Genomic DNA, 15,468 nt, shown 5'->3' with positions numbered 1-15,468 from the left:
AGACAATTTTTTCGCAAACTTTAAACATTTACCTACGAATGAGAGTAAATTCACTTTACTTACTCCTGTTCATCTTTACCATCAGTTTACCCGTTGACGCTTATAACGACATTACAATTACTGGTGATGCAACTATTGGAGGTTGGGATACAGACTACCCACTCACGGTACAAGATGACGATCCAAACATTTGGACACTTGAGAACTTTTCACTGAAAAGTGGATATTTAAAATTTAGAGCAGACTATTCATGGGATAATAATTGGGGAGGTGACACTTTCCCATCAGGAATCCTAGTCTCTTACGGAAATGATATTTATGTAGATGTACCCGGAAGGTATGATATCACTTTCGATTTAAATGATAATTCATATAACATCGTTTATGTTGGTGAATTAAAATACAAAGAAGGATTGCTATTGACGGAATACAATGCCTTAAAAGACTTGGTAGAAAACATCTATTCTATCCAAGATGCTCCTGGTTACAATTGGTTCGACCCTCACACTACAATCTACGGTTGGAGTGGCTTAACATTAAGAGATTCTGTCGATGAAGACGGGGTAAATTTTAGTGTAGTTGAAGGTATCGAATTTATTCAAAGTGATTTAGATGGTGGTGGATTTATGTCTTCAATAGGAGATCTTAAACACCTTAAATCTCTTCAATTGAACTTTAGAGGAGATGTATTTTTAAATGATTTTGATAATTTATCTGCTTTAACTCAGCTCAAGCATTTAAGGTTATCTGGATCATATATTGATACCAGCAATTTAAGCTTCTTGTATAGCTTTCAAAATTTAGAAACTTTAGATTTATCAAGATGCTACATTGATTTTGAGGCTATCAATTTATTGAATGAAAATGGAGTATTGGATAACCTTCAATCTTTCTTGTTTGACAAGGATGCTAATAACAGGTTTTGGCCAGATCATGAATCAAGTGGAGATAATGCTGCTGTTACTTTATCTGTCTCAGGATACCCTGAAGATGAGTATTTGGTGAAATGGTTTAAGAATGGAGAATACCTTTCTGGAGAAGATAGTACGCATTATACTTACTCTGTGAACGAAAACATTGGTAACGTTTATTATGCAAGGATATATCAGAATAGCCTTCCTGAATATGGGATTCCAACAAGAGAGTCGAAAGAAAGGGGAGCTTCTATAACGTTAATTATCGATGGTTTTCCAGAAAATACTCCTCAAGGGTATAATATCTCTATCATTGGTAAAGTAGGTATTGATCATGAAAATGATGTATACTTTGATTACAACGAAGACAGTACTCTATTAATAGGCTATACAAATAGAATTATTGGTAATAATACGCTTAGCATTAGTATTAATAATTTTACTCCTTTTGTAGAGGTAGATGATATAGGAAATCCGGTGACTAAAAACCTTTTATTAGATACTGTAGCTGATTTTGGGACAATTTACCTTGAAGATATTTATGCATGGAAAAACGTACCTACAACTCCTACTTCTACATGCGAAACTGCGATAGATATTTTAGCTGGTAAGAATGAAATATTAGGTACACCAAATTGGTATAAATATGTTGCACCTTTTGATGAGCATCTTACAATTAGATATTTAGATGATACAGAAACGATACACCAGATAGCTTATATCGATATCTTCAGCGACTGTGATGAAACTTATAGAGGTGGTGTATACGGTTTTAAGGAGCAAACAATGGAGGTGAGTGAAGGTGAAATCCTTTACTTTAAAATCAACGCTGCAGAGTATGTTGCTTTTGAATTGGAATTAGAAGAGAAAGAAATTATTCGTCCTTCGGTTACATTTAATTTTGATGAAATTCCTGCAAATACACCTTCCCTAGATCAAAATACTGTCTATGCTATAGGTTTTAGAGATGGAGTGGAATTTATTGAACCATTAAATATTAATGAAGACTCTACTGGATACCAATTGATATTTCCAGAGTATACAAATGAGGTGTCATTTAAGTTACATATCGAGAATGATGAATTGTATAGAGCAGTAGATTCAAATGGTGATGAAGCTTTCTACCTTGTGAATTTCTTCGAGGAAAAGCATCAAACACTTGAAATCACAGATTGGAATTTTATCCCAAGGTTTGACAACTCTTTCGAAAACCCTGAAGTGATAGCTGAAGGTAGTAATATTAAGACGTTTGGATTAACATCATGGTTCAGTTATCAAGCACAAGATGATAATATTATCACAATTGAAACTTTTGATAATACTTATAACAAAACACTTACAATCTATAAAAATGGAGGGTACGAATCCCAAAGTTTTGGAGCAGACCTAAAAGCATCATTGGATGTGAAAAATGGGGATGTTTTAATCTTTTCTTGGGGATATGATAATGAACCAAATTCGGTAATTCGTCCATTTGGCTTTAATCTAGAAGTAAAGAGTTATCCAACAATCGTTGTTCAGAATTTACCAGAGAATACACCAGAAAACACAAAAGTTTGGGCAACAGGTGACTTTGATGGATGGAACCATAATTTTGCAACTAAAGAGTTGATCTTTAATGCAGATAGTAACTACTATGAGATCAAACTTCCATTAACAGAAGATAATCCAAACTTTACTTTCTTCTTGAAAGGTGGATCAAAGTTTATTGAATTAGATCAAGAGAATGAGGAAGTGGTAAGAAATATCTTAGATACACCTTATGAACCAAGAGTCTTTGTAGACGATATCTATCAATGGGCGGCTTTACCACAAGCAGCAAACACATGCGAAACAGCATGGGATGTTGAATTGGGACCACAACATGTAGAAAGTACGGAACAATGGTATGCGTTTACAGCGCCTTCAGATGGAGAATATTACATTAGAGAGAAAGGTGTTAATGTTGTCAATGGTCACGTAATGGCAGAGCAAGTATCAATTTTTGCTAATTGTAATGATGACCAACCATTAGCATCAGCAAGAGGAGCTTTATTGTATACTTTATCTCAAGGGGAAACGGTTTATATCAAATGGGAACATTACCAAGGAGAGGATGTTGCTTTCGATTGGTGGTTAGAACTGTATGACTTGTCTCTTTTATCTGAAGCAAATGGCTATCATTGGTTACACCCTAAATTAATGACAAGAACTGGTGAAAACGAATACTATGTTGAGGAGTACTTTAAAGAAGGATCAGCTACATTCAACTTAAAAGATGTTTCTAATGCTTACATTGGTTATGATCAAGGTTCAGAGAAAATCGCTCAAGGTTTTTATGATAACATTCCGATGGAAATTGAAACATCAGGTATTTATGGGTTAACTGTAAATATTGCAGATGGTAGTTATTCTTATTCTTACATTAAAGAGTACATTACTCCTGTTTCTATTTCACCAAAATATTGGAGTCCAGATGAGGAAATAACTGTGACGATTGATTTAAAGCAGGAAGGTAGCATTCAGAATTATGAAGAGTTATATATATGGTCATGGGTTGATGCTGTAGATACAGTGTACAGTGCTATCACAAATAACGATTTTAATTTAAGTGATGTTGAAGCTCAGATGATGAAGAAAGAAAGAGGGGTATTTGAAATGACATTTATTCCTACTGAATTCTTTAATACAACAGCTTCAGAGATAAAAGATCATGGGTTTAAGTTCTTAGTAAAAGACCAAATGGGTTACGCTCAAACAGCTGATTTAGGTCCATTCTACAGCAGGGATATTCCTACAGTTACTGTTGATTTTAACCTAAATATGAATGTTTATATTACTGAGCAACTATTTGATACAGCGAGTGATCAGGTATCTGTTTTTGCTTCTCATGAAGATGGAACAGATTTCCTAATTATGCTGTCAGATACAAATAATGATGGTATTTACACAACTTCATTAGAAAATGTAAATATTGGTGACTTAGAGTACACCTTTAGACTGTATCAAGATAACGACAGTATTGAAAACAATTCATCGTTCGATGTAAGCTTAGAAGAAGGTAAAGATGAATCATTCACACATTACTTCAATAATAAATCAGAAGCCAACCCTGAAGTGATCTTGGCAGTAAATATGTCTAGACAAGTGGAGTTGGATAACTTTAATAAAGCTGACCATACTGTAGCAGTTGAAGTAACTATTGATGAGGAAAAACTCACATTACCTTTAGAAGAAGATCAAGACGGAAACTTCTCAACAACACTTTTCAGATTACCATCTGGAGAAACTTACCTATACAGGTTTATCACATTAGATACAGATGAGAATACAGTTTTAGAGGAGTCGGAAAATAGATCATTTGTAATTGGAACAGGACAGCAAACACAACTGCATTGGTTTAATGATGAATTACCAGAAGAGAAATTTAATGCAACTTGGCTTGTGAATGTCAACCCAGCTATTTTAACGGGACAATTTGATCCAGCTACAGGTACAGTAGAAATACTGGGTAGTTTCAATGGGTGGTCGGAAGCAATTTCTCTAACTAGAGTAGAAGAAACTTCTGTCTATACTACTTCCATGGATCTTCCAAGCACAGTGATTTACTATAAATTAATAGTAGATGGTGTCGAAGAAGAATTTATCGGCCAAGGTCAAAGTGACAATAGATCTCACTATTTAACTTCTGAAGATACTACAATCAGTGTAGTTCACCAGTTTGAAGAAACTGTAAAAGTAGATGAAGAACAGATCCAAGTAGTGACTTCTGATGATGGAACCGTACAAGTAGAAGTAGCGATTGAAGCTTTTGAAGAATTAGAAGGAGAGGTTACTTACCAAGTAATGTTAGCAGATGGTAGTCCATTGCCAGATTGGGTGATTTTTGATCCTGAAACTTTAACATTCTCTATTGACCCTTCTAAAGTTCCTTCTGGTACTAGAACGAATACTAGTATTGAAGACCTTGATATTATTGTATTAGCTAGTGATGAAGCAGGTAAGTCTGTGGCCGTAGAAGTCACATTGCCGACGGAATCAATTATTAGTGATGCAACAGATGAAGAAGATATTACATCTGTAGACGAATTATTTGACAACCCTTGGAAAGTATACCCTACTGAAGTGGATGCATCATTTAGTATTGAAAACCATACTAATGTAAATTATGAATATCAGGTTATTAATTTGAATGGTATAACATTGATTACAGGGTCTACAAATCAATGGAAAAAAGAGATTAATATCAGTACACTACCAAGAGGTATGTATGTGATTAAATTAAATAATGGAGACCAAAGTAATAGTTTTAAGGTGTTGAAAAAATAGAGACTTTTCGAACATTAAAATTATAAATTCTTATGGCAGTCTTATGATACATAGGGCTGCCATTTTTGTATCTAAACCTTTATTATTCACTATTTAAAGTCTTTGTTTTACTTATCTAAGGAAGTCAACAGCTTGTTTAGTAGTGTATTAAAAGATTTATTAAATTAAACTAACCCAAATTTTATCCCGGACTCAATCGTTCGACGAAGAATTGTATTTAACCTAATTTATTAACTCATTCCTTGTGACTGTTGTGGTTATGTTTAAAAAATCACAATGCACATTGTTAGACCTATACTCTACCCATGAAATTAACTCGCCAACAATGCTTAGGTGGAATCGTTGTATTCTTCCTATTGTTTGAGTTGACAACTATCTCAAATGCACAATCAACATCTCCTATCGATCACATAGAAGAAAAAGGGATGGTTTACTCAAAGTTCAAACGACAAAAAGATGACCCCGAAGCAAGAGCGAGGTTTGAACACATGCTGATTGAAAATCCCGAGACCCATCTGATTCCAGAAAATATAGAAGAACTAGAACATGCTTTTGCCGAAAGTGTGAAATGGAAAAATAAGAATTCTAGGTTTCGTTTAATCCCTCATTCACCTTGGAGACAAAGAGGACCGTTTAATGTAGGTGGTAGAACAAGAGCTTTGGCAATGGATAAATACAATGAAAATGTACTTTTTGCTGGAGGTGTTGCAGGTGGATTATGGCGTTCTATAGATGCAGGCAAATCATGGGTTAAAGTAACCACCCCAACCGATAGACAATCGATTACTTGTATAATTCAAGATCCCCGACCAAGTTATGCGAACATATGGTATTATGGTGCAGGAGAAATATATGGAAACTCAGCATCAGGTGGTGGAGCATCCTACAGAGGTAATGGAATTTTTAAATCAACAGATGGTGGTATTTCATGGAACCCAATAGCCTCTACAGAAAGTGATCCTACCATTACTGAAGGTAACTTCCAATATGTATCCAGAATAGATATTACAGGGAATGGAACGCTGTTAGTAGCTCATTCAAATGGAGTTTCTCGTTCTACAGATAATGGGAAAAATTGGGAGGTTGTTTTAGATTACGAAAGTGTCAGATTTACTGAAGTATTGGTAAGAGGTGAAGGTACCGTTTTTGCAACTATCGCTGGGTATGGAATTTTCAAATCAACTGATCATGGACAAACTTGGAACGATATCACACCAACAAATTTATTGTCAGGAAATTTCCAAAGAATAGTAATGGATTACGCTCGATCTAATCCAAATGTTGTTATGTTTTTTGCTCATACTCCAGGTGGGGGTATCAATAATCACAAGTTGCTAAAACTACTGGATAATACAGGCAGCTGGCAAGACTTATCTCAGAACCTTCCTGCATTTGGAGGATATGTAGGTAATCTATCACAAGGTTCTTATAATCAATATGTGAAAATTAAACCTAATAATGAGAATGTAGTTTTTATCGGAAGTACCAATCTTTATAGATCTGACAATGGTTTTACTTCACCCAATAATACGTATTGGATTGGTGGTTACTCTACAAAAAATAACGTAAGCATTTATGAAAATCATCATCCCGATAACCATGAACTGATCTTCTTTTCATCTAACCCTGACCGAGTGATCACCGCTCATGATGGGGGAGTATCGATTACTTCTAATGTGATGAATGAAAAAGTAGAATGGGAATATCTGAATAATGGTTATTATACTACACAAGCATATGCAATTGCTATTGATGAAAAAACGGCTGGAGATAATCGCCTTATGGCAGGGTTTCAAGATAATGGCAAATGGTATAGCAATACAACAGATATTAAAGCCAATTGGATTGAAGAATATGCAGGTGGAGATGGTTGCTATGTAGCAATAGTTCCGGGAGAAGATACGCGATATACAAGTACTCAGTATGGGAAAATATTAAGATTTAAAGGTGAAGATCCTCAAAACCCAACAGACTTTGATGGCATTCATCCTAGAGATGCAAGAGGACAGCTATTTGTTAATCCTTACATCTTAGACCATAATGATCATAATGTGATGTATTACCCTGCTGGAAATAAACTGTGGTTAAATAGAACTCTTGGAGACATCAACTCTGGGTATACATTTAATGGCACAAGATCTGGATGGAAACAATACAGTAATGTCGCTACAAGTGGAACAATTACCGCATTAGACGTATCCACTTCATCAGCAAATAAATTATATATAGGAACAACCAACGGGAGTATTTATAAAGTAGATAATTCACTGAGTGAAACATCACAAGTAAGTAATATATCTGTTGATAAAGGACTGTCTAAAGGGTATGTATCTTGTATAGCAGTAGACCCCAAAGATGAAGACCATGTTTTGGCAGTATTTTCAAACTATCAGGTGCGAAGTGTTTTCGAAACAAAAAATGCCGGACAAACTTGGGTACATGTAACGGGTAATTTAGAAGAAAATGAAGATGGTTCAGGAGCAGGACCTTCTGTTCGTTGGATTGCTTTCCATCAACCCGAAAATGGTGAGTCAGGAATATTTTTAGGGACTTCAGTCGGTTTATTCTATACCTCAGCTCTATCAGAAAATACGGTGTGGAAACAAGAAGGGGAGCAGGAACTTGGAGATGCTGTAATTAGCATGATTAAAACTAGAGAAGATGGTTTGGTAGCTATTGGTACTCACTCCAACGGAATTTATACGGCTTACTATGGGATTTCAGATGTTCCGCCATCAGTGAAGAATCAAATTAGTAAAAGAGAATATACTGTAGGTGATATTAAAGAATCTTTTTTATTGAGTGATTTATTTGAAGATCCTAATGCTGATAAAATTACTTATCAAGTATCATCATCTAATGATCAGGTTGCTACAGCTCAAATCAATGGTGAATATTTAGAAATAATTCCATCAAAAAATAATGTAGGAGAAGCAGAAATTACATTAACAGCATCTGCAAACAGCTTATCCACTGTGATGTATATTGATATAACTGTAAGTTCTATTACAGCCACTTTGGTGAGACAATCTTTGGATCAAGGATCAACCTATAGATCTCAATTTTTTACAGATTTTGAAGCTCCCATTTATAGTGCAGATGATTTTATAGTACCAGAAAATACAGAATGGGAAGTAACGGGAGTGAAAGCCTATGGCCATAGTTCAAACGATAATGAAACTATAGTAAGAGTATTTATTTGGGAAGATGATAATGGAAAACCATCAAGTAATGCCATCTACTCTTCAGATGATGTTACGATTACTCAAAAGACAGGTAGTGATATATTACATATGCTTGATACGCCAATTGTATTGCCTTCAGGGAAATATTGGATTACGGTCGCAGCCGTAATGTCTTATGCTAAAGATGGAAGCTGGTATTGGAAAGGGTATAATGGAGCATCTACAAAAGGCAGTCCTTTTCATATTATAGACCCTGCAGATTTATACAGAAGAGATTATATCCAATGGACTTCAAGTGCAGAAATATCGTATGCAAATACAGATTTAGCTTTTGATATTTTTGGAACATCTGAAAATGGAGAAAAACCATTAGCTATTTCTATCCTCAATGCTGTAGCTAGAGATAATGATGTTGTTGATTTATCTTGGGAGCATATATCAGAGGTTTCTGGGTATAATGTTTATAGATCATTCTCACCAGATAATGGTTTTGAAAAAGTAAGTACTGTAGATCCAACAAGCAATACTTGGGAAGATCTATCACAAAAGAATGAAGGAGCTACTTATTACTATCAAGTAAAGGCGTTTAATGCCAGTGGTGTTTCAAACACATCGCCAATTGTATCAGCAAGAATAAACCGAATTCCAAATCAAGTAACGGAATTGAAATCTTCTTTCTCATTAAATAGAATTGAAGTAGAATGGAAAGACGAAAGTAATGATGAAGATGGTTTTATTATTGAATATTCACTACACCCTAATAAAGGTTTTGTCCCATTAGAAAGAGCCAACAGAAATGCAACTTCATATGTAATAGATAATTTACCATATGGCGCGATGCAATATTACATAAGAGTTGCAGCATTTAATGGTGCGGGAGTATCAAGTTATAATTATACTTCTAGTTACTCATTGTTGGAAACACCTGGAAATATCTATTATGAAGAAATTTCTCCATCATCATTATTTATTTCTTGGAAAGATAATTCCGCTTTAGAAACAGGTTTTCTCATCGAATACTCCATTGATGAGGGAAAAACATTTCCATTTAGTTTTACGACGAATGTAAATACTGAGAATATTACGTTAACGGATTTACTTCCCAATATTACTTATTACTTCAGACTGAGTGCTATTAACGGAACAAATAATGGAGGTTTAAAAAGTCTGAGTCAGTTATTTGTGTATACAATGGGAGGAAGCTCAGGTCCACTAGCTCCGAAGAACCTGATTGCTTCAAAAAGTGCAGATAGTGTTCGTTTACTTTGGGATGATGTTATCATCAATGAATTGGGATTTACAGTTCTTAGAAAAGGTGTAAACGAGGTCGAATTTGAAGAAATTGCTGGATTGCCTTACAATACTACACAATTTACTGACCGCCAAATTGAAGAAGGTGAAATCTATGATTATAAAGTTAGAAGCTTTAATGAAATAGGAGAAGAGACTTCGGATACTATCACTGTTGAGTTGCCGATTTTCGCACCAACTGATTTTACTGTGATGCGAAAAAACAATGCTAATTATCTAAAATGGAAAGATAATTCTCAAAGAGAAGAAGAATACCGTGTTTACAGAAAGCACAGAGATGGTAGTTTTATGAAATTAAAATCATTACCTGCTTCAGAAGTTAGTTTTGTAGATTATGCCACCCAAGAAAATTCAGTGTATACCTATAAAGTCGTAGCACTATTTAATGGGGCAGAGGTTTCATCAAATACGTTTACGATTTCAACATCGGATAATGTGCCACAGGGGTTACATTCATTTAATGCAGTTGAAAATACTGATGGCAAGATAACACTAAGTTGGATCGATGATCAAAAAGATGGAGATACGTATAAAATCTTCAGAAAGATTCAGGGTAGTTCAGACTCAACTTTTATCGTTCAGTTGGAGGCTTCCCAAGTTACAGCTATAGACAATACTGCTGCTCCGAATATGACCTATATCTATTATATTATTGAATTTAATGGAGCAATGCCAAGTTCAGCAGTGTCAACATCTATCATGACCAATATTGATGCAACTTTACCATCAATGCCAGCAAATTTCACGGTTACCGAAGATGAAAATGGAGTGATGCTCACTTGGAAAGATATGGCTGAAAATGAAATGGGATATAATTTATACAGGGCCAATTTATCTGGAGGTACTGCCAAGAAAATAGCCAACCTAAATCCAAATGCTGAAAGTTACTTGGATATTTCTGCTGATAGGGATGATGAGTATAGATACCTTCTTACTGCTTATAATTCAAGAGGATATGCTCCACAAGTTGAAACAATTTTTAGTATGCGTACAGACGAAGATTTGGTATTAACACCACCATCAGGTTTTAAAGCAATTGATGCAAATACGTATGTACGTCTTGTTTGGGCAGATGATGTAAATAATGAGCATGGATTTAAATTGTATAGAAAACAGGAAGATGGTCAAGATACATTGTGGATCGGTTCAGTAACTGAAAATGTAAGAAGTTTCCATGATGAAGAAGAGCTCCTTATTGGGGACTATACTTACTATATCGCTTCATATAATGCTAAAGGAGAATCAGCCTTATCAGAATATAATTTCACTAAAGAAGCAATTTTAGCCAACGACGAATCGATGGTGATTGGAAGTTCTAAGATCTATCCCAATCCAAGTTCAGGTTATTTTAATTTGATTTTGAAAGATTCATGGAGCCAAGGAGCGTCTGTAGATGTTTTTGCAAATGATGGACGTAAGGTATTTCAACTAGATATATCCACTATGTTTGCTGAGTTAGACCTTAGTCATCTATACCAAGGAACATATATTTTATTAATTCATGATGGAGAAAATCAAGAGCATATAAAAATTGTGAAGGAGTAGAGGAATGTAATGGAAGGAAGTTATTTTTTATGAAAAAGAAGACTTCCTTTACTGCAAATAGTATTCAACATAATAAATGTATCAATTCCATATTTTTCTTACTTATCTTCGTGGCAAATATGAAAAATATGAGAAATAGACTTAAATGGTTATTTTTTGTTGTACTTATCATGATGATAAGTTGTAGGTCTGCATCCCAAGTACAAATCGTAGGAGGAAGCGATGCAGATCAAGTAACAGGAAACAACAAGGGATTAAGGGTATCTCCGGGAACATGTGTTTTTTATGGAGAATTACTGACTGTTGAAGGAAATGGTGTCATCATCGGAGTTCAGTCTTTAGATGGTTGTGGTCCAGGTGTTACCAGATATCCGAAAGTAGGCACTAAGATATCAGCCCGATTTAAAGGTGAACTTGGCGCCTCAGTAGGTCAAAAAGTTCATGTGAAAGTGATGGAATTTGAAAAATCATTTTCTATCCTAGAGATTATCCCATTATAATATAGAAACCATAGAGCACTTTCGCTCAAACATATAAGCATAAAACCATTTTACTAACCATTAAATATTATGTTGAAAAGCATTTCTGAACTTGTAGAAATTCTCAATAATCAAACTACAAAAAGAAGACTTGTTCTTTGTGCAGCAGCAGATGATAATGCCTTGGAAGCTGTATATAAGGCATACAAGGAAAATATCATTGAGCCAGTTCTTGTCGGTAATAAAGATGATATCAAAACTTTATGTGAAGAACTCGGATTTGAGTTCGGAAACGATGTTCAAATCATCCATAGAGTCGATTACAAGGAAATGGTGAAAGCAGCAGTTTCATTAATTCATGACGGTAAGGCTGACTTTTTAATGAAAGGTCATATTTCTACAGCAGAATTAATGAGGGGTGTTTTAAACAAAGAATGGGGACTTAAGAAAAGTAGAGTAATCTCTCATTTAGCTCTTTTTGATCTTCCAGCTTACCATAAGCCATTAGCTTTAACAGATGTGGCAATGAACATTGCTCCAGATTTGGATACAAAAATTGGTATCTTGAATAATGCGATCGGTTTCCTTCGTAAAATTGGTATCAAAAAACCTAAAGTCGCAGCTTTAGCAGCAGTGGAAATGGTTAACGAAAAAATGCCAGCCACTTTAGATGCTGCGCTTCTTACTATTATGGCCAATAGAGGGCAAATCAGAAATTGTGAAATTGATGGCCCATTAGCTTTTGATAATGCAATTAGTCAGGAATCGTCATCTCATAAAGGAATTAAAGGAGCTGTGGCAGGGAATGCCGATCTTTTACTTGTTCCAGATATCGAAGCCGGAAATGTTTTATACAAGGCTTTTGTCTTCTTTGCAAGTGCAAAAGTGGCGTCGATAATTTTAGGAGCAAAAGCACCGATTGTCTTAACATCAAGAGCTGATTCAATGGAAACTAAATTGAATTCTATCCGTTTGGCAGCTGCATCTATTGAGTTTTAATTATGAGTCATAAAATATTAGTCATCAATCCTGGATCCACTTCAACAAAAGTGGCGGTCTATGATGGTGAAAATGAGCTTTACACTCAAACATTACGACATTCTACTGAAGAACTGAACAAGTTTCAGGAAGAAGATGAACAACTAAATTTCAGAAAGCAAAAAGTGATTGAATTTTTAAAGGAAAAGTCTGTTGCTCTTTCTGATTTAGATATTGTGATGGCGAGAGGTGGCCTATCAAAACCTATTGAATCTGGGGTGTATCTAGTAGATGAAGATCTACTTCACGATTTAAAGGAAACACCAAGAAAGCATGCTAGCAATTGGGCGGCTAAAATAGCATTTGATATCGCACAAGAAGGAAATGTACAGGCATGTATCGCAGATCCAGTAGTCGTAGATGAATTATCAGATGTTGCTCGTATATCTGGACATCCTAAGTTTCCAAAAGTGTCTGTTTTTCATGCATTAAATCAAAAAGCTGTAGCTAGATCATATGCGAAAAAGATCAACAAATCTTATGATGAATTAAGATTAATTGTTGTTCATTTAGGTGGAGGTATTTCTGTAGGTGCACACCTTTTAGGTAAAGTGGTAGATGTTAATCAGGCATTAGATGGTTCAGGGCCATTTTCACCAGAAAGGTCAGGTTCTTTGCCTGTAGGAGATGTAATTAGAGCTGCATTTAGTGGTGCATATACTCAGGAAGAAATGATTAGCATGTTAGTAGGTAAAGGGGGAATGACCGCCTATTTAGGTACTAACGATGCAAAAGAAATAGAGGATAAAGCGAAAGTAGGTGAAGAGGAAGAGTTAGCGGTAATGGAAGCCTTGATCTACCAAGTAGCAAAAGAGATATGTAGTATGACTGTCCCATTAGAAAATAAAGTAGATGCAATTCTTATAACAGGGGGAATGGCCTACGGGAAATGGTTGACAGATAAGATTACAGAAAAAGTAGCTCATATTGCTGATGTTGAAATTTTCCCTGGGGAAGATGAAATGTGGGCATTAGCTCTGAATGGTAATAGAGTGTTGAATAATGAAACAACACCGAAGAGATACGGCTCAACTGAATTTTAGAAACTTATATACATCTGATGAAAATTTACACTGATCATCAGATGTATATTTATTTTTTATAATCAATGATAAACAAAGCAACCAAAGAATTTATTTTAAACAATGAAAAAGCCAATCCAACGGATGTGGTATTGATGTCTCAGAAACTAATTGATGTAGATAGCAAGGTAGCTGCACATCAAATAGTATCAAGACAAAAAGCCAAGAAGAAACTTCCGGCTTGGTATAACAACATTGATATAGAATATCCTGCAAAGGTACCTTTGGAACAGAGTTCATCAGAAAGAGCAGCAAGGCATAAAGCAAGCTTAATCAAAGGAAAAACACTTATCGATCTCACAGGTGGAATGGGTGTAGATGATTGGGCCTTTTCATATTCTTTTGATCAAGTGATATATGCTGAAAGACAAGAGGATTTATCAGAAGTAACACAAAGGAACTTTAACGTCTTAGGACGAGAAAACATTACTGTGATCAGTGGTGATAGTTTGCAGTGGTTAGCAGAAAGTGATGTTGAGTTAGATGCTATTTATATAGATCCGGCAAGAAGAGATAAGGAGAATAGAAAACTTGTTCGCATTGATGAATGTGAGCCAAATGTTTTAGAACACATTGACCTCTTTCAACAAAAGTCAGCGACTTTATTGATCAAGTTATCTCCAATGATTGATATAAAACACACTTTACGTCAATTAGAGAAAGTAACGGATGTTTGGGTAGTGGCAGTAGATGGAGAATGTAAAGAAGTTTTGTTCTTGGTCGATTTTCAAAATCAGTTGGATAAAACCAATATTCATTGTGTCGATTTAAAGGGAAAGGAAGAAACTGTTACTTTTTCGTTTATTCATGAGGATGAAGAGTACTTAGAAGTAGAATTGGCAAGTGAATTGCAACAATATTTATACGAACCAAATGCTTCTGTCATGAAAGGTGGTGGCTTTAAAGTAATCGCAAGTCAATTTGGCTTGAAAAAATTACACCTAAACACACACCTCTATACATCGGATACTCTTTTAGAAAACTTTCCTGGACGAAGGTTTTTAATCAATAAAACAGTGCCTGTACAGAAAAAAGCGGTGAAGAAAGAAATCCCTAACGCTAAGGCAAATTTATCTGTGCGTAATTTTCCTCAAACAGTAGATCAGTTAAAAGCAAAACTGAAATTAAAAGATGGGGGAGATACCTATATTTTCGCTACAACAATACTAAACAACGAGAAAATTTTAGTAGTATGCGAACGTGTTACAACATCACAGTAAACTATCAAATCTTATGTACAAAACGGTATACTTAAAAACAAAGAAAGAATCTAGACGTACTACTTCTGATCGTCTAAGATCAGTGAAAGTAAGCGGAGACGGTACGGCTACTTTATTAGAAGAATGTGTGAACAAATATGCTGCAAAAGGTTATAAACTTGTAAGTGTAACGCCAATATCTTCAGCAAGTTCATCGAACGTAGGTTCAGGTGGCTGGGGTTTCAGTTATACGGATGGTTTAGTAGTACTTTTTAAAAAGAAAAAGTAGTTAATTGATTGATTACTAGTGCTGAAGGGATAATTTTTCATTATACTTTTAAATAACTATTAATCAACTATTGTAAACCTTTGACATCTTTGTATTTTTGCACACGATTTTAGAGCGG

At 35.1% G+C, this 15,468-nt stretch carries 7 protein-coding genes; all 7 read left to right on the top strand.

Going from position 1 to position 15,468, the window contains the following annotated elements:
* The first annotated feature begins 38 nt into the window (after positions 1-38).
* Positions 39-5,222, top strand: a complete 5,184-nt coding sequence (locus HGP29_RS09015; protein ID WP_168882036.1) for a T9SS type A sorting domain-containing protein — start codon at positions 39-41, stop codon at positions 5,220-5,222.
* 305 nt (positions 5,223-5,527) lie between these two features.
* On the top strand, positions 5,528-11,263 hold the full coding sequence (locus HGP29_RS09010; protein ID WP_168882035.1) for a fibronectin type III domain-containing protein: 5,736 nt from the start codon (positions 5,528-5,530) through the stop codon (positions 11,261-11,263).
* Positions 11,264-11,391: 128 nt separating this feature from the next.
* The gene (locus HGP29_RS09005) at positions 11,392-11,763 is read left to right on the top strand and encodes a hypothetical protein (RefSeq protein WP_168882034.1); all 372 of its coding nucleotides are present in this window, start codon (positions 11,392-11,394) and stop codon (positions 11,761-11,763) included.
* 69 nt (positions 11,764-11,832) lie between these two features.
* Positions 11,833-12,741, top strand: coding sequence for a bifunctional enoyl-CoA hydratase/phosphate acetyltransferase (locus HGP29_RS09000; RefSeq protein ID WP_168882033.1), 909 nt, complete (start codon positions 11,833-11,835; stop codon positions 12,739-12,741).
* Positions 12,742-12,743: 2 nt separating this feature from the next.
* Positions 12,744-13,823 carry a butyrate kinase gene (gene buk, locus HGP29_RS08995; RefSeq protein ID WP_168882032.1) on the top strand — a complete coding sequence of 360 codons (1,080 nt, stop codon included), beginning with the start codon at positions 12,744-12,746 and terminating at the stop codon, positions 13,821-13,823.
* Positions 13,824-13,888: 65 nt separating this feature from the next.
* A complete protein-coding gene (locus tag HGP29_RS08990; protein WP_168882031.1) occupies positions 13,889-15,082 on the top strand; it encodes a class I SAM-dependent methyltransferase in 1,194 nt (397 codons plus the stop codon).
* 13 nt (positions 15,083-15,095) lie between these two features.
* Complete coding sequence (locus tag HGP29_RS08985; RefSeq protein WP_168882030.1) at positions 15,096-15,350, top strand: hypothetical protein; 255 nt, start codon at positions 15,096-15,098, stop codon at positions 15,348-15,350.
* Positions 15,351-15,468: the final 118 nt, after the last annotated feature.

It is taken from the genome of Flammeovirga agarivorans, from assembly GCF_012641475.1.
Lineage (GTDB): Bacteria > Bacteroidota > Bacteroidia > Cytophagales > Flammeovirgaceae > Flammeovirga > Flammeovirga agarivorans.
This window is presented reverse-complemented; position numbering and strand designations above follow the sequence as displayed.

What these genes read in the sequence shown, in the direction of transcription:
- HGP29_RS09005 (WP_168882034.1), top strand. Translation starts at nt 11,392, where the DNA reads ATGAGAAATAGACTTAAATGGTTATTTTTTGTTGTACTTATCATGATG.
- HGP29_RS09010 (WP_168882035.1), top strand. Translation starts at nt 5,528, where the DNA reads ATGAAATTAACTCGCCAACAATGCTTAGGTGGAATCGTTGTATTCTTC.
- HGP29_RS08985 (WP_168882030.1), top strand. Translation starts at nt 15,096, where the DNA reads ATGTACAAAACGGTATACTTAAAAACAAAGAAAGAATCTAGACGTACT.
- buk (WP_168882032.1), top strand. Translation starts at nt 12,744, where the DNA reads ATGAGTCATAAAATATTAGTCATCAATCCTGGATCCACTTCAACAAAA.
- HGP29_RS09015 (WP_168882036.1), top strand. Translation starts at nt 39, where the DNA reads ATGAGAGTAAATTCACTTTACTTACTCCTGTTCATCTTTACCATCAGT.
- HGP29_RS08990 (WP_168882031.1), top strand. Translation starts at nt 13,889, where the DNA reads ATGATAAACAAAGCAACCAAAGAATTTATTTTAAACAATGAAAAAGCC.
- HGP29_RS09000 (WP_168882033.1), top strand. Translation starts at nt 11,833, where the DNA reads ATGTTGAAAAGCATTTCTGAACTTGTAGAAATTCTCAATAATCAAACT.